This is a genomic window from Streptomyces sp. NPDC055103, from assembly GCF_053607625.1.
This window is the reverse complement of the sequence record NZ_JBSGTX010000002.1, coordinates 96,148-114,423: the sequence shown is the minus strand read 5'-3', so window position 1 is coordinate 114,423 and position 18,276 is coordinate 96,148. Positions and strand designations below refer to the sequence as shown.

18 protein-coding genes are annotated in these 18,276 nt (G+C 69.6%); 2 read left to right on the top strand and 16 right to left on the bottom strand.

Annotated elements, in window-relative coordinates; genetic code table 11:
• Nucleotides 1-43 precede the first annotated feature (43 nt).
• Entirely contained in the window at nucleotides 44-3,958 is a 3,915-nt protein-coding gene (locus tag ACWFR1_RS02490; RefSeq protein ID WP_453545588.1) for a DNA-directed RNA polymerase subunit beta', read from the top strand.
• 56 nt (nucleotides 3,959-4,014) lie between these two features.
• Here ACWFR1_RS02490 and ACWFR1_RS02485 read toward each other — a convergent pair whose 3' ends face one another.
• The 14 genes from ACWFR1_RS02485 to ACWFR1_RS02420 all read right to left on the bottom strand — a co-directional run bounded on the left by ACWFR1_RS02485 (nucleotide 4,015) and on the right by ACWFR1_RS02420 (nucleotide 16,253).
• A complete protein-coding gene (locus ACWFR1_RS02485) occupies nucleotides 4,015-4,278 on the bottom strand; it encodes a hypothetical protein (protein ID WP_056651295.1) in 264 nt (87 codons plus the stop codon).
• Nucleotides 4,265-4,498: a hypothetical protein gene (locus ACWFR1_RS02480; protein ID WP_453545586.1), complete on the bottom strand. Its 234-nt coding sequence runs from the start codon at nucleotides 4,496-4,498 to the stop codon at nucleotides 4,265-4,267. Before ACWFR1_RS02480 ends, ACWFR1_RS02485 begins: the two co-directional genes overlap by 14 nt.
• Before the next feature lie 23 nt (nucleotides 4,499-4,521).
• A complete protein-coding gene (locus tag ACWFR1_RS02475; protein WP_453545584.1) occupies nucleotides 4,522-5,457 on the bottom strand; it encodes a peptidoglycan-binding protein in 936 nt (311 codons plus the stop codon).
• 115 nt (nucleotides 5,458-5,572) lie between these two features.
• Nucleotides 5,573-5,974, bottom strand: coding sequence for an ATP-binding protein (locus tag ACWFR1_RS02470; protein ID WP_453545581.1), 402 nt, complete (start codon nucleotides 5,972-5,974; stop codon nucleotides 5,573-5,575).
• A gap of 43 nt (nucleotides 5,975-6,017) precedes the next feature.
• Nucleotides 6,018-6,593 carry a hypothetical protein gene (locus ACWFR1_RS02465; protein WP_453545578.1) on the bottom strand — a complete coding sequence of 192 codons (576 nt, stop codon included), beginning with the start codon at nucleotides 6,591-6,593 and terminating at the stop codon, nucleotides 6,018-6,020.
• On the bottom strand, nucleotides 6,593-7,708 hold the full coding sequence (locus ACWFR1_RS02460) for a hypothetical protein (RefSeq protein WP_453545576.1): 1,116 nt from the start codon (nucleotides 7,706-7,708) through the stop codon (nucleotides 6,593-6,595). Before ACWFR1_RS02460 ends, ACWFR1_RS02465 begins: the two co-directional genes overlap by 1 nt.
• 12 nt (nucleotides 7,709-7,720) lie before the next feature.
• The gene (locus ACWFR1_RS02455; RefSeq protein WP_453545575.1) at nucleotides 7,721-8,857 is read right to left on the bottom strand and encodes a hypothetical protein; all 1,137 of its coding nucleotides are present in this window, start codon (nucleotides 8,855-8,857) and stop codon (nucleotides 7,721-7,723) included.
• Between the two features lie 32 nt (nucleotides 8,858-8,889).
• Nucleotides 8,890-10,083: a hypothetical protein gene (locus ACWFR1_RS02450; RefSeq protein ID WP_453545573.1), complete on the bottom strand. Its 1,194-nt coding sequence runs from the start codon at nucleotides 10,081-10,083 to the stop codon at nucleotides 8,890-8,892.
• A gap of 57 nt (nucleotides 10,084-10,140) precedes the next feature.
• Entirely contained in the window at nucleotides 10,141-11,334 is a 1,194-nt protein-coding gene (locus ACWFR1_RS02445) for a hypothetical protein (RefSeq protein WP_453545571.1), read from the bottom strand.
• 155 nt (nucleotides 11,335-11,489) lie between these two features.
• A complete protein-coding gene (locus ACWFR1_RS02440; protein WP_453545569.1) occupies nucleotides 11,490-12,413 on the bottom strand; it encodes a phage distal tail protein in 924 nt (307 codons plus the stop codon).
• Nucleotides 12,414-12,480: 67 nt separating this feature from the next.
• A complete protein-coding gene (locus ACWFR1_RS02435) occupies nucleotides 12,481-13,734 on the bottom strand; it encodes a tape-measure protein (protein ID WP_453545567.1) in 1,254 nt (417 codons plus the stop codon).
• Nucleotides 13,731-14,942 carry a phage tail protein gene (locus ACWFR1_RS02430; RefSeq protein WP_453545564.1) on the bottom strand — a complete coding sequence of 404 codons (1,212 nt, stop codon included), beginning with the start codon at nucleotides 14,940-14,942 and terminating at the stop codon, nucleotides 13,731-13,733. The genes ACWFR1_RS02435 and ACWFR1_RS02430 overlap by 4 nt, the downstream gene beginning before the upstream one ends.
• A 29-nt stretch (nucleotides 14,943-14,971) precedes the next feature.
• A complete protein-coding gene (locus ACWFR1_RS02425; protein WP_453545562.1) occupies nucleotides 14,972-15,943 on the bottom strand; it encodes a hypothetical protein in 972 nt (323 codons plus the stop codon).
• 97 nt (nucleotides 15,944-16,040) lie between these two features.
• Complete coding sequence (locus ACWFR1_RS02420) at nucleotides 16,041-16,253, bottom strand: hypothetical protein (RefSeq protein ID WP_453545560.1); 213 nt, start codon at nucleotides 16,251-16,253, stop codon at nucleotides 16,041-16,043.
• Nucleotides 16,254-16,559: 306 nt separating this feature from the next.
• On the opposite strand from ACWFR1_RS02420, the gene ACWFR1_RS02415 reads away from it, so the two are divergent.
• Complete coding sequence (locus ACWFR1_RS02415) at nucleotides 16,560-17,369, top strand: hypothetical protein (protein WP_453545558.1); 810 nt, start codon at nucleotides 16,560-16,562, stop codon at nucleotides 17,367-17,369.
• Between the two features lie 45 nt (nucleotides 17,370-17,414).
• Here the strand turns inward: ACWFR1_RS02415 and ACWFR1_RS02410 are convergent, their stop codons facing one another.
• Nucleotides 17,415-17,615: a hypothetical protein gene (locus ACWFR1_RS02410; RefSeq protein WP_453545556.1), complete on the bottom strand. Its 201-nt coding sequence runs from the start codon at nucleotides 17,613-17,615 to the stop codon at nucleotides 17,415-17,417.
• 215 nt (nucleotides 17,616-17,830) lie between these two features.
• Entirely contained in the window at nucleotides 17,831-18,121 is a 291-nt protein-coding gene (locus ACWFR1_RS02405; protein ID WP_030213969.1) for a hypothetical protein, read from the bottom strand.
• Nucleotides 18,122-18,276: the final 155 nt, after the last annotated feature.

Below are 18,276 nucleotides of genomic sequence, written 5' to 3'. Positions count from 1 at the left end.
TCCAGACCCCAAGACTTACAACCCTGAGAGGGATTGACGCATAGTGCTCGACGTCAACTTCTTCGACGAGCTCCGGATCGGTCTGGCTACCGCTGACGACATCCGTCAGTGGAGCCACGGCGAGGTCAAGAAGCCGGAGACCATCAACTACCGCACGCTCAAGCCCGAGAAGGACGGACTCTTCTGCGAGAAGATCTTCGGTCCGACCCGGGACTGGGAGTGCTACTGCGGCAAGTACAAGCGTGTCCGCTTCAAGGGCATCATCTGTGAGCGGTGTGGCGTCGAGGTCACCCGCGCCAAGGTGCGTCGTGAGCGGATGGGCCACATCGAGCTCGCCGCTCCCGTCACCCACATCTGGTACTTCAAGGGCGTCCCGTCGCGCCTCGGATACCTGCTCGACCTCGCCCCGAAGGACCTCGAGAAGGTCATCTACTTCGCGGCGTACATGATCACGTTCGTCGACGACGAGCGTCGTACGCGTGACCTGCCCTCGCTCGAGGCGCACGTCTCCGTCGAGCGTCAGCAGATCGAGAACCGTCGCGACTCCGACCTGGAGGCCCGCGCCAAGAAGCTCGAGAACGACCTCGGCGAGCTCGAGGCCGAGGGTGCGAAGGCCGACGTGCGCCGCAAGGTGCGCGAGGGTGCCGAGCGCGAGATGAAGCAGCTGCGCGACCGTGCGCAGCGCGAGATCGACCGTCTGGACGAGGTCTGGTCGCGCTTCAAGAACCTCAAGGTCCAGGACCTTGAGGGCGACGAGCTCCTCTACCGCGAGCTGCGTGACCGCTTCGGCACGTACTTCGACGGTTCGATGGGTGCGGCTGCTCTGCAGAAGCGCCTGGAGTCCTTCGACCTCGAGGAGGAGGCCGAGCGCCTCCGCGAGATCATCCGTACCGGCAAGGGCCAGAAGAAGACCCGTGCGCTCAAGCGCCTCAAGGTCGTCTCCGCGTTCCTGCAGACCGCGAACAGCCCCAAGGGCATGGTTCTCGACTGCGTGCCGGTCATCCCGCCGGACCTGCGTCCGATGGTGCAGCTGGACGGTGGCCGCTTCGCGACCTCCGACCTGAACGACCTGTACCGCCGCGTGATCAACCGCAACAACCGTCTGAAGCGACTCCTTGACCTCGGCGCGCCCGAGATCATCGTGAACAACGAGAAGCGCATGCTTCAGGAGGCCGTGGACGCCCTCTTCGACAACGGTCGTCGTGGTCGTCCGGTGACCGGTCCCGGTAACCGTCCTCTGAAGTCCCTCAGCGACATGCTGAAGGGTAAGCAGGGTCGTTTCCGTCAGAACCTGCTCGGCAAGCGTGTGGACTACTCCGCGCGTTCCGTCATCGTCGTCGGTCCGCAGCTGAAGCTGCACCAGTGCGGTCTGCCGAAGGCCATGGCGCTGGAGCTCTTCAAGCCGTTCGTGATGAAGCGCCTGGTCGACCTGAACCACGCGCAGAACATCAAGAGCGCCAAGCGGATGGTCGAGCGCGGCCGCACGGTCGTGTACGACGTCCTCGAAGAGGTCATCGCCGAGCACCCGGTTCTGCTGAACCGTGCGCCCACGCTGCACCGCCTCGGCATCCAGGCCTTCGAGCCCCAGCTGGTCGAGGGCAAGGCCATCCAGATCCACCCGCTCGTCTGCACCGCGTTCAACGCGGACTTCGACGGTGACCAGATGGCCGTGCACCTGCCGCTCTCCGCGGAGGCGCAGGCCGAGGCCCGCATCCTGATGCTGTCCTCGAACAACATCCTGAAGCCCGCCGACGGCCGTCCGGTCACGATGCCGACCCAGGACATGGTCCTCGGTCTGTTCTTCCTGACCACCGACGGTGAGCTCCGTGACACCAAGGGCGAGGGCCGCGCGTTCGGCTCCACGGCCGAGGCGATCATGGCGTTCGACGCCGGCGAGCTGGCGCTGCAGTCCGAGATCGACATCCGCTTCCCCGTCGGCACCGTCGCTCCCCGCGGCTGGGTTCCCCCGGTCACGGAGGACGGCGAGGACAGCATCGCCGCCGGTGAGTGGCAGCAGGGTGACTCGTTCCGTCTGCGGACGACCCTGGGTCGCGCGCTCTTCAACGAGCTGCTGCCCGAGGACTACCCGTTCGTCGACTACTCCGTCGGCAAGAAGCAGCTCTCCGAGATCGTCAACGACCTCGCCGAGCGCTACCCCAAGGTCATCGTGGCGGCGACGCTCGACAACCTGAAGGCGGCGGGCTTCTACTGGGCGACCCGTTCCGGCGTCACCGTGGCCATCTCCGACGTCGTCGTTCCCGAGGCGAAGAAGGAGATCGTCAAGGGCTACGAGGCGCAGGACGAGAAGGTCCAGAAGCAGTACGAGCGCGGCCTGATCACCAAGGAAGAGCGCACGCAGGAGCTCATCGCGATCTGGACCAAGGCGACCAACGAGGTTGCCGAGGCGATGAACGCGAACTTCCCCAAGACGAACCCCATCTTCATGATGGTTGACTCGGGTGCCCGAGGAAACATGATGCAGATGCGTCAGATCGCCGGTATGCGTGGTCTGGTGTCGAACGCCAAGAACGAGACGATCCCGCGTCCCATCAAGGCGTCGTTCCGTGAGGGCCTCACCGTCCTCGAGTACTTCATCTCCACGCACGGTGCCCGTAAGGGTCTGGCTGACACCGCCCTGCGTACCGCCGACTCGGGTTACCTGACCCGTCGTCTGGTGGACGTCTCGCAGGACGTCATCATCCGCGAGGAGGACTGTGGCACCGAGCGCGGTCTGAAGCTGCGGATCGCGGCCAAGGACGAGACCGGTGTCCTGCGGAAGACGGACGACGTCGAGACCTCCGTGTACGCGCGGATGCTCGCCGAGGACGTCGTCGTCGACGGCAAGGTCATCGCGCCGGCCAACGTCGACCTGGGTGACGTGCTCATCGACGCCCTCGTCAACGCGGGCGTCGAGGAGGTCAAGACCCGTTCGGTCCTGACCTGTGAGTCCGCCGTCGGTACCTGTGCGTTCTGCTACGGCCGTTCGCTCGCCACCGGCAAGCTGGTCGACATCGGTGAGGCGGTCGGCATCATCGCCGCCCAGTCCATCGGTGAGCCCGGTACCCAGCTGACGATGCGTACCTTCCACACCGGTGGTGTGGCCGGTGACGACATCACCCAGGGTCTGCCCCGTGTCGTCGAGCTCTTCGAGGCTCGTCAGCCCAAGGGTGTCGCCCCGATCTCGGAGGCGGCCGGCCGCATCCGTATCGAGGAGACCGAGAAGACCAAGAAGATCGTCGTCACCCCGGACGACGGCACCGACGAGACGGCGTTCCCGATCTCGAAGCGTGCCCGTCTGCTCGTGGGCGAGGGCGACCACGTCGAGGTGGGCCAGAAGCTCACCGTGGGTGCCACCAACCCGCACGACGTGCTGCGCATCCTCGGTCAGCGCGCGGTCCAGATCCACCTGGTCGCCGAGGTCCAGAAGGTCTACAACTCGCAGGGCGTGTCGATCCACGACAAGCACATCGAGATCATCATCCGGCAGATGCTGCGCCGCGTGACGATCATCGAGTCCGGCGACGCGGAGCTGCTGCCGGGCGAGCTCGTCGAGCGCTCGAAGTTCGAGACCGAGAACCGTCGTGTGGTCACCGAGGGCGGTCACCCCGCCTCCGGCCGTCCGCAGCTGATGGGTATCACCAAGGCCTCGCTCGCCACCGAGTCGTGGCTGTCGGCGGCGTCCTTCCAGGAGACCACCCGGGTTCTGACCGACGCGGCGATCAACGCCAAGTCGGACTCCCTGGTCGGCCTCAAGGAGAACGTCATCATCGGTAAGCTCATCCCGGCCGGTACGGGCCTCGCCCGCTACCGCAACATCCGGGTCGAGCCGACCGAAGAGGCCAAGGCCGCGATGTACTCGGCCGTCGGCTACGACGACATCGACTACTCGCCGTTCGGCTCGGGCTCCGGCCAGGCCGTTCCGCTGGAGGACTACGACTACGGTCCGTACAACCAGTAAGTAGTGCGAACCGAAGGGCGGTCACCCCGATTGGGGGGTGGCCGCCCTTCGGCGTTTCAGCGCGCGGCCAGTTCCCAGACCGCCACGAGCACGCCGGCGCTCGCCGTGAGCGCGGCGATGCTGGCCAGCGGCCAGCGGGCGCGCTCCAGCGCGTCGAGCCGGGCCTCGTGGTCGGCCAGCTGTTTGTCGGTCTGGTCGCTGCGCTGCACGAGCAGCGCGAGCGAGCCGTCGACGCGGGCGAAGCCGGCCTCCAGGGTGCCCCTGAGGCGTTCCAGTTCGAGGGCGACGGCGACGGGGTCGTTCGGATCAGACTCGGTCATCGGCACCACCCGGCGAGCTGCGCAGCCAGGACGGCAGAAGGTTCTGCACCAGGTCGAGGGCCATCACCCGGGCCAGTCCGCCGGCGACGGCCAGCGCCCCCGCGACCCAGGGGAGGGTCGCGGGGACGCCGGACGCGTCGACGATGGCGGGGAGCACGACGGCGATGCCGACGGCGGACTGGAGGACGGTGCGGGCCGTGCGCTTGGCGGCATCGGACATCGGGGGTCTCCTCTCGTGCGGGGCTACTTCGCGTACGGGACCTTCAGCGCGTTCCAGGAGGCGGCGCCGGGCACACCGTCGGCGTCGGAGCCGCGGAAGCCGAGCTTGTGCTGCCACCTGGCGTAGCTGCGCCGGTCGGCCTCGCTCCAGCGGGGACCGGGGCCGACGGCGTACGCGGAGCAGCCCTCGGCGACGAGCCGGCGGCCCATCGCCGTGATGACCGGGGAGCTCGTCTCCTTGCGGAAGAACGAGGTGCCCGGGAAGGGCTGGTAGCGGGGGGCGGGCTTGGCCGGGACCTGCTTTCCGGGGGCCGGCTTGACGGCCGGGGGGTTCTTGACGGGGGCCGCGGCGAGCCGCTCCTGCACCCGGTCGCGCAGGCCCGGCATGGCGAAGCCCTTGGGGTCGCTCTTCCAGTCGGACCACTCCAGGTGGCCGATGACGGACTTGGCGCCCCATTCGTGGGCGCGGCAGAGGGCGGCGGAGACCCGCTCGACGGCGTCGAGCTGGGCGGCCGGCCAGGGGTCGGTGCCGTTGCCGAGGTTGACGCACTCGAAGCCGTAGAAGCGGGCGTTGCCGTCGACGGCGTTGCCGCTGCCCTGGTGCTCGCGCGGGGCGGGCGGCCGGACGCCGTACGTCTCGGTGACGACGGCCTGGAGGACGGACGGATCGCCGCCGCCTGCGTGGTTGGCGCGGCCGCTGCCGACGAGGTGGACGGTGCCGTCCTTGGCGATCACTCCGTGGCAGAGGGGGCCGGGGAGGCCCTCGTAGCCGTTGAAGCACATCTCCACGGAGGAGGCGGTGCCGGTGGAGACGGTGTGGTGGATCATGACGCCCACCACGGGGCCCCAGGCGCCGGCCTGGTTGCGGTTGTGGGTGCGCCAGCCGGGGTGTTCGACGACGGTGACGCCTTCGGCGCGGAGCGCGGCGACGAACCGGTCTGCGGGGAGGGGAGTGGCCATCGGTTGTCCTCCAGACATGCGGGAGCCCCGGCCGTGGGGGCGCGGGGCGGGCGTACGGGGGGGCGTGGGGCGTGGTGACCTCGGTGACCCCTGTGGGCCGGTGGGCCGGGCCTGCTTACGGGGCGGGTGCGGGCTCCGGTGCCGGCTCGGGCTCAGGGGCCGGGGCCCAGGTGGCGCAGAGCGAGGCGTAGGCCGCCCGGCGGGCCTCGAAGTCGGCGAGCGCGGCGGTGACGGCCCGCTGGACGGCGGTCGGGTCGGCCACGACGGGGACGCCGTCCTTCGCCTCGACGACGGCCAGGCCGTAGCCGCGCAGGGTGGCGTCACCCGTGCCGGTCCGGGAGAACTCCGCGCTGACGTACACCGACGGGTACTGGCCGGTGATCGGGTCCAGCTCCAGGGCGTAGCCGAGACCGGAGTCGTAGACGCGTACGGAGAGGGTGTGGCCGCCCTCGGTGACGGAGGCGCGGCCGGCGTAGTCGATGGCCACGCCCCAGGGCTGGGTGGGGTCGATGTTCATGGTGTGCTCCTCGATGGCCTCGTCGGCCGCGGTGGGCGGACGGTCAGGTCTGGGTGCCGTACATGCTGATGGGCTGGGCGTACACCGTGCCGGTGCCGGTCACATGCGCGTGGATCTCGACGGTCATGACCTTGCCGAACTTGGTCCCGAAGTCGGTGAACGGCAGCAGACCGGTGTAGTCGAAGGTCTGTCCCGCGGCGACGGTCGGGCCGAACTGCTGGCCGTCGACCATGACCATCACCTCGCCGGTCGCGCCGCTGGACACCTTCGTGTACATCGCCAGCCGCATCTTGGGCTGCCAGATCGGGTTGAAGGACCGGGCGATGGGGGTGAAGGCCGTGCTCGTGGTGGACGGCCACTTCGCCACGTTCAGGTGGTCCACCGGCGGCATCAGCTGCAGCCACGGCCGGGCGAGGCCGCCGGTCACGAGGTCGTCCGCGAAGAGCTCGTGGCTGTAGTCGTCGAAGACCCGCAGGACCGGCTTGTTGGTCTTGGGGGCGTTCGGGTCGGGGCGGATCTCGTTGAGGACAGGACGGGTGTTGACCGCGGTGGACAGCGCCTGGATGCGGCGTTCCATCTGGATCAGCCGGTCGATGATGTCCTCGGGCAGCAGTGCCATCAGACCCCCTCAAGTGCGAGTTCGGCGGTGTCGGGGCGGCCTCGCTCGGCCGGCCGGACCTTGACGCCGACGATGCGGTAGCGGGAGTCGAAGCCCGTCGGGTGCCACTCGTCGGTGATGCGGATGCGGGCGGTGCGGCCGAGGAGCGCCGGGGGGACGATCCCGCCGAGCCGGATGCTGATCTCGGGGATCTGCACGGACCCGGTGGGTCCCGCTTCGACCGCCGCCTGGGCGAGCGAGTTCAGCGTGGCCTTGTCGCTGATCTCGTTGTGGTCCGAGGACAGGTCGAGCTGGGGCCAGAGGTCCGGGAGCGGCGTCCTTCGCCGGGCGAGCTCGGACAGCGTCGGCCGGGACTCGGCGCCGGCGTTGCTGTTGGTCGAGGCGCCGCGGGCCAGGGCCTCGGTCCCGCCGCGGGTGGCGTCGTCCGGAAGGGAGTACGACAGGATCGTGCCGGGCCGGTCGAAGACCATGTCGGTGGCGCCGGTGCGGATGGGCTTGCCGAGCCGGAGCTGGCGGATCCGCCTGCCGTCGCTCGGATCGCGGTAGACCAGGATCTGGTATTCGGCGCCTGTCTCCTGGGCGCCGAGCTGGTCGAGCGCCTCCTGGTAGGAGGTCTCGTCGCCGTACCGCCAGGAGGCCGTCCGCAGGACGCCGGACATCTCCTTCTCGTCGCCCACGTCGATCGAGCTGTCGTTCAGGCCGGCCGACAGGCTCTGCCAGAGGCTGCGGGCGATGACGAACTGGTCGGTCGGCTGGGTGAACACGGATGCGAACTCGTTCGTACGGATGCGGCGCCGGGCCGCGTACGAGTCGAAGGTGGAGGCCTGGATGCCCAGGGTCACCACACCTCGGTCGCTGGACTGCAGGTTGGTGGTCCAGACGATGCCGCCCCACCACAGGTCTCCGCCGCGTTCCAGGTAGACCGTGGTGCGGCCCGGCTTGATCTTGTGAGCCCGCTCGGCGATGGTGCGGTCGGGGATGGGGACGGTGCCGGACAGGGAGCCGGCCCGGCCGATGTAGTCCTCGAACGAGACGTCCCGCAGCGGCAGGATGTCGATCGTCGTGTCGGTCCAGAGGTCGCAGAAGATGGCCCGGTAGGGCGTGTCGAGTGCCATGGGACAGCCCCCTTACAGGATGTAGGTCGCGGAGACGCGGATGTTCCGGCCGTTGACGAGGGCGCCGTTGGCCGACCAGGTGCGCAGGCTGACCTGGCCGGTGGGCGAGACGTAGGCGCCGCCGTTGCCGAAGCCGTCGCAGGCGGAGGCCTCGTAGTCGAAGGCCGGGCGCCATCCGGCGGGCAGGGTGCACAGCGGCTCGTCGGTGACGTTGCCGGCGCTGTCGGCGTAGATGGTGGCGCCGTTACGGGTGACGGTGACGAGGATGGTCGCGAGGCCCCGCGAGCGTCGGGCGGAGAAGGCCACCACGGTCCAGCCGGCCAGCGCCGTCACGCCGCTGTTGGTGGTCTCCACCTCCACCGGCGGCTGGTAGGTGGCCCAGGAGGTGCCGTTCCAGCGCTGGATGGTGCCGTTGTTGTCGCGGAACTGGCCGGTGTAGCTGCCGACGGAGAGCGCCCCGCTGGGGGCGATGCCGCCGACCTCCTTGGGGTAGGCGACCCAGCCGTTGCCGTCCCACCGCTGGAGGTGGTGGGCGTTGTCGTTGTCCTGGTACTGGCCCGGGTAGGAGCCCGGCACGCCGGCGTTGTTGTACACGGGCAGGATGCCGCCGACCCCGACGAGGGTGGTGCGCAGGTCGGTCAGGGCCCCGCCCGCCCAGTTGATGCCGCCGGTGCCGGCCGAGGTGCCGGCCGGCACCTTGACCGAGAAGAGGGCGAGGGAGAGCGGGGGCGCCTCCGGCGCGGACGGCTGGGCCTTCGGCTCGCCCCTGATGATCTCCAGGGCGGCTTCGCTCTTGGTCAGGTTGTCGAACTCGTCGTCGTACACGCGCAGGACGACGAGGTCGACGCGCGGGTTGACCGGATCGCCGTCGCCGAAGGTGAGGACGGTCTCCGCGTCGAGGGTGACGGGGTAGGCGCCCTGGTTGTCCGGGCCCTGGATGACGGCGCGCCCGGCGTAGACGGTCGCGCTCATCGGGCCGCTGGAGGCCATCGAGAGGCCGTTGACCCGGTACTTTCCGTCGACCGAGCCGGGCAGGATGCCGGAGCGCGAGGCGAGCGGGTTGACCGGGGTGGTCGCGCCGTGGGCGGTGAGGCGGGTGGTGACACGGGTCTGCCCGGTCGGCGGGAGCCAGCCGCTGCGCAGTGCCATGGTGTTCTCCTGTCGGGGTGGTGGGATCCGGGTTACGGCAGCGGGTCGACCTTGATGAAGGTGTTGTCGAAGCCGGCCTTGAGGACGGGCGTGGTGGGGGAGTTGACCCGGAAGAAGGCCGTGAGCGTGTACGTCGCGCCCGCGGTCAGGCCCGACTGGCGGTAGGAGCTGGACACCGAGGTCATGTGCTGGCTGGCGGCGAGCGCCGCGTAGTCGTCCTCGAGGTCGCTGATGACCGTGGCGCCCTGCGTGAGCTTGAGCGCCATGAACGCGTAGTTGTCGTAGCTGGTCGACCGCATCTTGCAGCCCCAGCTGATGACGACCGCCCTCGACGGCGGGGCGGTGAAGTTGAGCGTGAGCGGGTTGGTGGTGCGGCCCGCGAGCGTCGAGGTGTACGTGGTCGACGTGGTGTCGCCGTAGTCGCGGTTGTCGATGAAGTACGGGCCCGCCACGACCGGGACCCATGTGGTGCCGTCCCAGCGCTGGAGCCGGCCGGTCGTCGAGTCGCGGTACTGGCCCGTGTAGCTGGCCGGTGTGCTGGACGCGGAGTTCGGGATGATGCCGCCGAGCGTCGACGGGTACGACACCCAGGCGCCGCCGTCCCAGCGCTGGAGCGTGCCGGCCGCGTCCTGGTACTGGCCCGGGTAGGCGCCCGGCAGGACCGCGCCCTCGACCGGGAGGATGCCGCCGAGGGCGACGACCGGGGTGCGGAGGTCTTCGAGCGCCGTGTTCCAGGGGATGCCGCCGTTGCCGGCGCTGGCACCGGCGGGGACGGTCACCTTGTACAGCGGGAGGCAGCGCGCCGGGACGAGCGGGGTCTTCGGGGTCTGTTCGGCGGCGCCCTGGATGATCTCGATCGTGGCCTCGGTGCGCGTCCCGCCGTCGTACAGCTTGTCGTAGACCCGCAGGACGAGGAGGTCGATGCGGTTGTACGTGGCGTTGCCCGGTGCGAAGGTCACGACCTCGGAGTTCGGCAGCGTCACCGGGAAGACGCCCTGGGAGATCTCGCCCTGGATGACGGCCCGGCCCTCGGAGACGGTCGCCGACATGGCGGCGGAGCCGAAGGTCCAGAAGCCGGCGAGGCGGTGCTGGCCGCCGTACGAGCCGGGCAGGATGCCGGAGCGGACCTGGACGGGGTTGGTCATGGTGGTGACACCGGTCTGGGTGAGCCGGGTGTCCTCGCGGGTCTGGCCGGTCTCGTTGACCCAGCTGCTGCGCAGGTTCATGGGGTTTCTCCGTTCGGGGAGTCGGGGAGTCGGGGGGCGGTTCAGCGGTGGGGGGCGTCAGGACCTGACCCATTCGGCGGAGAGGTTGCAGGCGTAGCCCGAGCCGCCGAGGGTCTTGATCGCCGCGGTGTGGTTGTGGAAGCCGGCGAGCTGGAGGGTCTCGCCGGCGACGAGCCGGATGATCCCGCTGCCGCCCACGGAGATGGCGCCGTTGCCGGCGGGGGTGAGCCAGGTCAGCCGGGACTGTCCGACGCCGGCGACGACGACGCGGGCGCCGCGCATGCCGGTCTGGGACTCGTTGGCCCAGGTGGCGTGGGCGTTGACCCGCCACCAGCCGGTGCGGGGCACGGTGTAGGTGGTGTTCGAGGACCAGGCGGCGGCGTCGTCGACCTCGACGGTGGGCAGGGTGAGCACGGTCCAGGTGTTGGGGGAGACGCTCTGCTGCTGTCCGGTCAGCCACTGCGTGGCCGCGAACAGCACGGTCGAGGCGCCCTGGACGTACTGCCAGCCGGTGCCGTTCCAGCGCTGCAGCGCACTGCCGTTGTCCCGGTACTGGCCGGTGTAGGCGCCGCTGGCCGTGGTGCTCGGGGCGATGCCGCCGATCGCCTTCGGGTACGAGACCCAGGTCGTGCCGTCCCAGCGCTGGAGCAGGCTCGCCGAGTCCCGGTACTGGCCGACGTAGGCGCCCTTGAAGCCGCTGGTGGGCATGATGCCGCCGAGCGCGACGACCGGCCAGTGCAGGGTGGTGACGGCGGTGCTCCAGGCGATGCCGCCGGTGCCGGCCGAGGTGCCCTTGGGGACCTTGATCGTGTAGAGCGGGATCGTGCTGCCCGCCCCGGACTGCGGGACGGAGGGGGTGGCCTCGGGGGTGCCCTTGACCAGCCGGATGACCACCTCGGTGGGGGCCGCCTGGTCGTAGAGCTCGTCCACCACGGCCAGTTCGATCAGGTCGATCCGGTCGTACTGCGGGTCGCCGTCCCCGATCGTGAAGCTCTCCGGCGCGGTGGCGGCGACGAGGTAGGCGCCCTGGGCGGTGTCGTTGCCCTGGACGATCGCGCGGCCGGTGCCGATGGTGGCCTGCATCGGCGTGCTGCCGGTCAGGACGAAGCCGCCCGGGACGATGCCCGCCCGCGAGCGCAGCGGGGTCTCGTCGGCACTCTGGCCGCTGGGGGTGAGCAGGGCGGCGAGGGTCAGGCGGGTGTCCTCGCGGGTCTGGCCGGTGGACTGGAGCCAAGCGGCGCGTACGGTCATGGGGTCACCTCTCCGAAAGGGGTCGGGTCGGGGCGTGTCGGGGTGGTTGGTGGGCGGAACCGCCGGCGGCCGGCGCCCGAAGGGCGGACGGCGGGCGCGTCCTTGTCGCACAAGGGCGCCGGCGGCCGGCGGCGGACGCGGTCAGCGCGCCCCGGTCACCACTCGGCGCTGCGCCAGCGCACGGTCATCAGCGCGGCCTCGGTACCGGATTCGGGCCGGAAGGACAGGTCGGTGCGACCGGGGTCGAGCACGAACAGCTCTTCCGGGGTGGAGTCGGCCATCGCGGTGTGCAGGCGGGACGCGGAGTTGTTGAGCGTGACCGTGCCCGCGCGCGTGTCGATGACGAGTTCGTCGCCGACGGTCAGGTCGATCGCGTACCGCAGCCGGCGCCTGCTGACCCGCTCGGTGACGGTCGGCATGGAGCAGGGGCCGCGGAAGACGATGACCGGGTGGACCGGGGCCGAACCGGCGTTCTCGACGACGGCGTCACCGGTGCTCTTGGCCTGGCCCCAGGAGAGCGGCCAGGTCAGCGGCCAGACGAGGCCCGACTCCGGCTGCGGGGGACTGGTCGTGGCGGTCTGCTCGTTGACGGCGTACCGGCGCGGGTCGGAGGCCAGCCACTGGACCGACATGCGGGAGCTGCCCTGGGTGGCGAAGCCCTGGTCGGCCGGGACGACGCGCTGGGCGATGCGGGCGCGGACGGTGAGCAGTTCGCCGTGCAGCCGGACGGTGAGCCACCGCTCCTCGTCGAGGAGGGCGAGCGACTGCCGCAGGGCGCGGACGGCGCTCGCGGTGCCGCCGTACTCCGGCATCAGCACGATCGTGCCGCCGACCTTGCGCGGCTTGGCGTAGCGGGCGCCCGGCCAGGCGCCGTGGGAGGTGGGACGGTCGGCGTCGGCGGAGTCGTACTCGGGCAGGTCCTCCCAGCCCGACAGGCCGGACTTGTCGACGGCGAAGGGGGTGCCGGGGCCGATGAGAAGCCCGGCCCACTGCATCTGCCCGTCCTGGGTGATGAGCGAGCCGGGCGCGAGGTCGGCGGAGTAGGAGTTTCCTGCGTACGGGGTCGTGGTCTCGGCCATGGGGCCGTCACCTCACTTGGGATGGGGGTCGGCGGTGGGCGGACGGGCGCGGGCTGAGGCGCGGGCGTCAGCGGGCGGCGGTCGCGAGGAAGAGCAGGTCCTCGGCGGTCGACCGGGGACCGGCGCCGGGCTCCTCGTGGAAGTCCCGGATGCGGTGCGGCCGCGGGAGCGGCTCGGTGAGGGCCGGGACGCGACGGTTCTCCAGCTGGGAGAGCGAGTCGATCCGGTAGTCGTCCGCGGTGCCGGCGGAGACGATGCCGCCCTCGGCGAGCAGGGGGAGCTTGTCGAGTTCGACGCCGAACTTCTTGCCGGTGAGGGGGATTTCGAAGCTGAGCTTGTTGAGCCCGTCGATGATCCAGTTGGCGAAGGCGATGAGACCGTTGATCGGTCCCTTGACGACTCCGAGCACGGTGCTCAGCGCGCCCTCGATGAGGTCGCCGATGCCGTTCAGGGCCTTGCTCACGGCGTCCTTGGCCGTACGGAAGAAGCCCGGGATCTTCTCGGTGATCCACTCGGCGACCGGCCGCACGGCGTCCTTGATGCCGCCCATGGTGCGGGAGGCGATGCCGCGCAGCGCGTTCGATGCGGAGCTGACGGTGGAGCCGATCCTGGAGATGCCGCCGATGGCCGATCCGACGATCCTGAGCGCGGTCTTGAAGAGGGTCAGATACGCCTTGACGTACGTCCCTATCGCCTTGCCCAGGACCTTCATGAACGGCTGGATGAACTTCCAGACCGCCTGGAAACCCTTCAGTGCCTGCTGGAAGACCTGCTTGATGATCCGCTGACCGGTCTCGGAGTTGACGGCCAGTTCGATCAGGTACGCCGCGATGGGCACGATCAGGCCGACGAGGAAGCCGAGCGGGTTGGCCCGCATGGCGACGTTGATGGCCGTCATGGCGATGGAGGCGATGGTCATGACCGTGCCGAAGGTGCTCATCATGGTCGCGATGACGTCCGTGATGGGGAGCAGCGGCAGCAGGATGCCGAGGATCGCCCCGACCCCGGTACCGATCTTGCCGGCGGCGCCGCGGGCCTTGCCGGCGGCGGTGCCGATCCGCTTGACGCCGGCGGGGGCGCTGGAGCGGCGGATCTTGCCCATGGCGGTGGCGGCGCCGGAGGCGTTCTGGCCGAGGGTGCGGAGGGGGGTGCCGACGTTACGGGCGGCGTCGGCGAGGGCGCTGAAACCGCCCGTCGCGCGCTGGACGTTCTGCCGGAGCTTCTTCAGCGAGCCGTCGACTCCGACCAGCCCCTGCCGCACGTTGTTCATCGGAGCGACGGCCAGGCGGAAGTTCGGAGCGACGGCGAGCGCGGCGCTCATGCGCGTGCTCCACGCGCCTTCACGAGGTACATGAGCGCTGCGGCGGTGGCGTGCGGGTCACTGGTCCGGGCCGCGTGGTAGTGCTCGATGTGCAGCCCGGCACCGGCGCCGGGGCCCTGCTGGCCGCCCTGCCCCATGCGGGCGCGGCGGGCGGTGGAGGCGAGCAGCCGGTCCAGCTTGGAGAGCGGGAGGACGGCCTCGGCCTCGCCGGCCTCGGCGAGGATCGCCGGGACACCGCCGTGGCGGGGCATGACGACACCACCGGTGGCGAGCATGGGGATGGTCGGCAGGTTGACGCCGAAGGTCTTGCCGCCGACGACGGGGACCCAGCCGGGCACGCTGACCTTGACGCGGTTGAGGCTGCCGATCATCGAGTTGATGAGGCCGATGACGGCGTTGATCGGGCCCTTCACGCCGCTCTTGATGCCGTCGAACGCCCGGGACGCGATGTCCTTGAGGCCGTTCCAGGCGGCCGACATCTTGTCCTTGACGGCGGTGAACGCCTTCGGGATCGCGGTCTTGACCCAGTCGACGATCGGCATGATGACGGCCTTGATGCCGTTCCAGACCGTGCTGATTACGGCCTTGATCGCCTTCATGACCGTGGTGATGACCGTCTTCCAGATCTTCACGTAGGTCTTGATGACGGTCGCGACGGCCTTGACGACGGTGGAGATGGCCTTCTTGATGCCGTTCCAGACCGTCTTGATCAGGGCGCCGGCCTTTTTCATGATCGGCCCGACGGCCTTCATGACGGAGCTGATCACGGACTTGATGGCGCTGAACGCCTTCTTCAGGACCGTCTGCATCGTCTTCGAGCGGAGCGCCATCTCGACGATCGTCTCGATGAGCGGCATGAAGAGTTCGAGCAGCCGGACGAGGAAGTTGCCCTTCATGGACTTGTTGAGCTTGTCCTGGCCCTTGGCCGCCTTGCCGGCGCCGGACTCGTACTTGGAGAGCTTGCCGCCGGCCGACTGGGCGGTGTCGCCGGCCTTCTTCATGGCGCGCTCGGCCTGGTCCGAGGCGGTCTTCAGGTTCTTGAGCTGGGTGGTGGAGCCCTGGGCGTTGGTACGGAGCGTCTTGAGCTGCCCGGACGCGGACTTGCCGGCGTCGCCGACCTTCTTGACCGAGGTGCCGGCGCCGGACGCCTGCGTCTTGAGGTTGCGCAGGGAGTCGGACGACTTCTTGAGGGAACTGACGAGAGACATGGGTTACCTCCTTTCGGGGTGGGTGGGGGTCAGCCGGAGGAGCCGGCGATCGTCTGGTCGAGGTTGGTGATCGTGCCGCGGAGGTCCTGGAACTTCTTGCGCAGGGTCTCGGTCTTGTTGGTGAGCTCGCCCATCTTTCTGGCCGTACTGGCCAGGCCGGACTCCTTGTTGAGCTTCTCGACGCTCCCGGCGACTTCCTTCAGCGCCGGGCGGTCGACCAGCTTGACGGCTTCGCTGATCTTCTCGACGCCGTTCGCCGCCTTCGTGGCCTTGCGCTCGCTCGGCAGCTTGCGGAAGGACTCCAGGAACGTGGGGGCCAGCTTGTCGAACCTGTCCACCGCCTTGTTCAGTGGAACGAGCTGCTCGCGCAGCTTCCGTGCCCGCTCGGCGTTGGCCGGGTCGCTCACGAGATCCGCGAGGCTGGTGCCGCCGTTCCAGACCCGCTGCTCGCGCGCTTTGACATTGCCGAGCGCCTCGCGCTGCCAGCCGCCGTCAGCGTTCTTGGTCCAGACCCGCTTGTTGTCGTCGCCACGAGCCTGTGCATCCCGCCACCAGTTGACGATCACGCCCCTGATGGCGGGCAGCAGGGTGACCAGGGCCATGCCTCCGAGGGCCGCGGCGAGCCAGAGCTGCCACTGGACGTCGGCGCCTTCCTCCTTGCTCTCGTACCACTTCTCCCACGCTGCGGCGATGCCGCCGAGGAACGGCGTGGCCTCCAGGAGTTCGACGTTCCTGTTCTTCGTGACCTCCGTGTGGATTTCCTTGATCTGCTGGACGATGGGGAGGAAGAAGCTCTCCGTGGTGATCCTCGGGACGACGTCGATCAGGTGCTTCTTCAGCGCGGAGGCGACCGCCGCGGTGGTGTCGATGAACGGCTTCTCCTCCTTGGTCGTGGCGTCCTTGTTTTCGATCGTGTACTTGACCTCTTGGTTGGCCTCGGCGAAGAGGGCCTTCTTGAGGTCGGCGATCTCGGTGGAGAGCTCGTCGGGGGTTTTTGCCATGAGTTACTCCGCTTCCGGCCGGTGTGGGCCAAGCGCCGAAAAGCCCCCGCCGCAAAACCTCGGCAGGGGCTCGTTCGTCTGGGGCAGCGGGAGGCGGCTAGGCGTTCTCTTCCCGGCGGGATCCGCGCCGCACCGTCGCGAGGGCGTCGTTCCAGCCGGCCGAGTACGCGAGGGTCTCGTAGCGGGAGACCTCGGCGTACAGGCTGCCGAGCAACGCTCTCTTGTCGAGGGGGACGGGTCCTTCGAGGAGCTGGCGGAGGCGGTCCTGGAGCGGGATGTGCGGTCGCGATGCCTCTGCCTGCTGAGTCATGGACGCCTGCCTTCCGGTTGCTTGCCCGTGCGTGTGTGGCGGCGCCGCGGAGTGAGGAGCGGGGGCACCACATGTGTTCGAACTGCTGTGCGAACAGAGTGTGGAACATCTGTTCGAGGTTTGTCGAGCGGGAAACACCTGACGGCGTGTCTTTTGGCTGGTTCCCCGAACGTGTTGGCGGCTGATCGGAGCTTCTGTTCGACCGGGTAACCTGGAGGACGCGTTCCTTGGGCCCGACCATCTCGGGGGGCGAGGGGCGCGAGGGGCGCGCGGGGACCCCAGGGGGCTGGAAGGCAGTACTGACGCATGGACACGGAGCCGGGAGCGAACCCACGGGAGCGAGTCGTCGACTGGCTTGCGAACCACCCCGATCTGCCCCACCTCTTCGCACGCCTCTCCGAGCTCGTGCACGTCCATGGGTACGCCCCCGAGGACCTCGTCGTGATCCCCCGGAGCGAGGTGGACCGCCGCGAGACGACCGCCTTCACCTCCGGCTGGGCCGAGGCCGTGTCCGACGAACTCCCGCGTATACGCCGGGAGTACGAGAAGCGTGTCGCGGACGCCTACGCCCAGGGGCAGGGTGACGCGCGTGGAATCCGCCGCCCCCAGCGCCGGCTGGACGGCGGTCAGGACGGTGCCCGGGTCATCACGCTCCCCTTCGCCCGTCTCCTCGAACCTCCGGCCGCCGTCGTCGAGGCCGAGGAGCGCGTACGCAGGGAACGCGAGCTGTTCGACCAGCGGTCCGGGCCCGAACCCGAGCCCGCCGCTCCCGCCCCCGTACCGGATCCGGAGCCCGAACCCGAGCCCGAGCACCAGAAGGAGCCGGGACCGGATTCGGAGCCGGACGTCCTCGTCACCGCCCAGGAGAGCCGCACCCGCAGGAACGCCCAGCCGGTACGGAAGGTCGTCCGCGGCAAGGGCGGGCGCCCGATCGTCCCGCCGCTGGCCGGCGTGCCCGTACAGGCCACGAACGGCAGCGAGCGCCGGGCCGCCGAGGCCGCCGGAGCGGAGACGCGCGCGGGCAAGCGGCGCCGCCTGTCCGAACGGGCCAGGGCCCTGGAGGAGGATCTGACCTCCCAGCGAGCACAGGAAGCGCCCCCGGAGTCCGCTCCCTGACGGGAAACGGACTCCGGGGGCCGCGGGGGTGTGGCTCGTCGGCGCTCAGCCGAAGAACCGGACGAGCTGTCCGGGGGAGATCTCGGCGGTCTCGCCCGACGGGGAGTCCTCGCCCTGTCCTTCGGTCTCCTCGTCCTCGTCCTTGACGCCCGGACGGGGTACGGGCTTCGGCGGATCGGGCTGATCGCCGTCCTCGGACGCGTTGACGCACTGGAACATCCAGTTCGCGACGGCCAGATGGTCCACCGTCGCCGCGAGGAGATGATCGGTGATCGACCACTCGGCGGCCTCGCCGTGGAGCTCGCGCTGGAGGGCGCTCTCCCGCGGCAGATGCTTGATCAGCGCCAGGACCCGCCTGCTGGAGAGCTCCTCGCGATGCCAGTCCAGGAAGTCGATCCCGTAATAGCGGATGAAGTCCGCCTCAAGGGCCTCGGCGTGTTCGTCAACGAACTCGACGAGGCTCAGTCTTCCCCCAGGCCGAGCCCGGTCTCCTTGCCGTAGGCCTCCAGGATGGCGGCGATGTCCTGCATGGTGACGTCGTGCTGCTCGAAGCGGTTGAACTGCTCCTCACCCATCAGGAGTGCGAGCAGGCCGTCCACGTCGTTGTCGTCGAGCTTGCGCAGCCCCTTGGCGGTGGCGCGGCTCAGCTCCGTCGGAAGGGTGTAGGACTCGCCGTCCAGCTCGAAGGACCACTTGCGGCCGTGAGCCTCCTGGCGCTGGGCGCGGGCGGCGTTGACGTCGAAACGGGCCATGGGATGCGTACTCCTTGATTCGGGAGAGGTGAAGGGAAGAAGGAGAGGGGGGTGGGGCGGGGCGGGGGGGGGGCGGGCCCCCCCCGGGGGGGAAAGTTAAGTACGGCGCGGGGTAAATGCTTTAAAAAAAGAGGTAAGGCGCCAGCGGGTTTGCG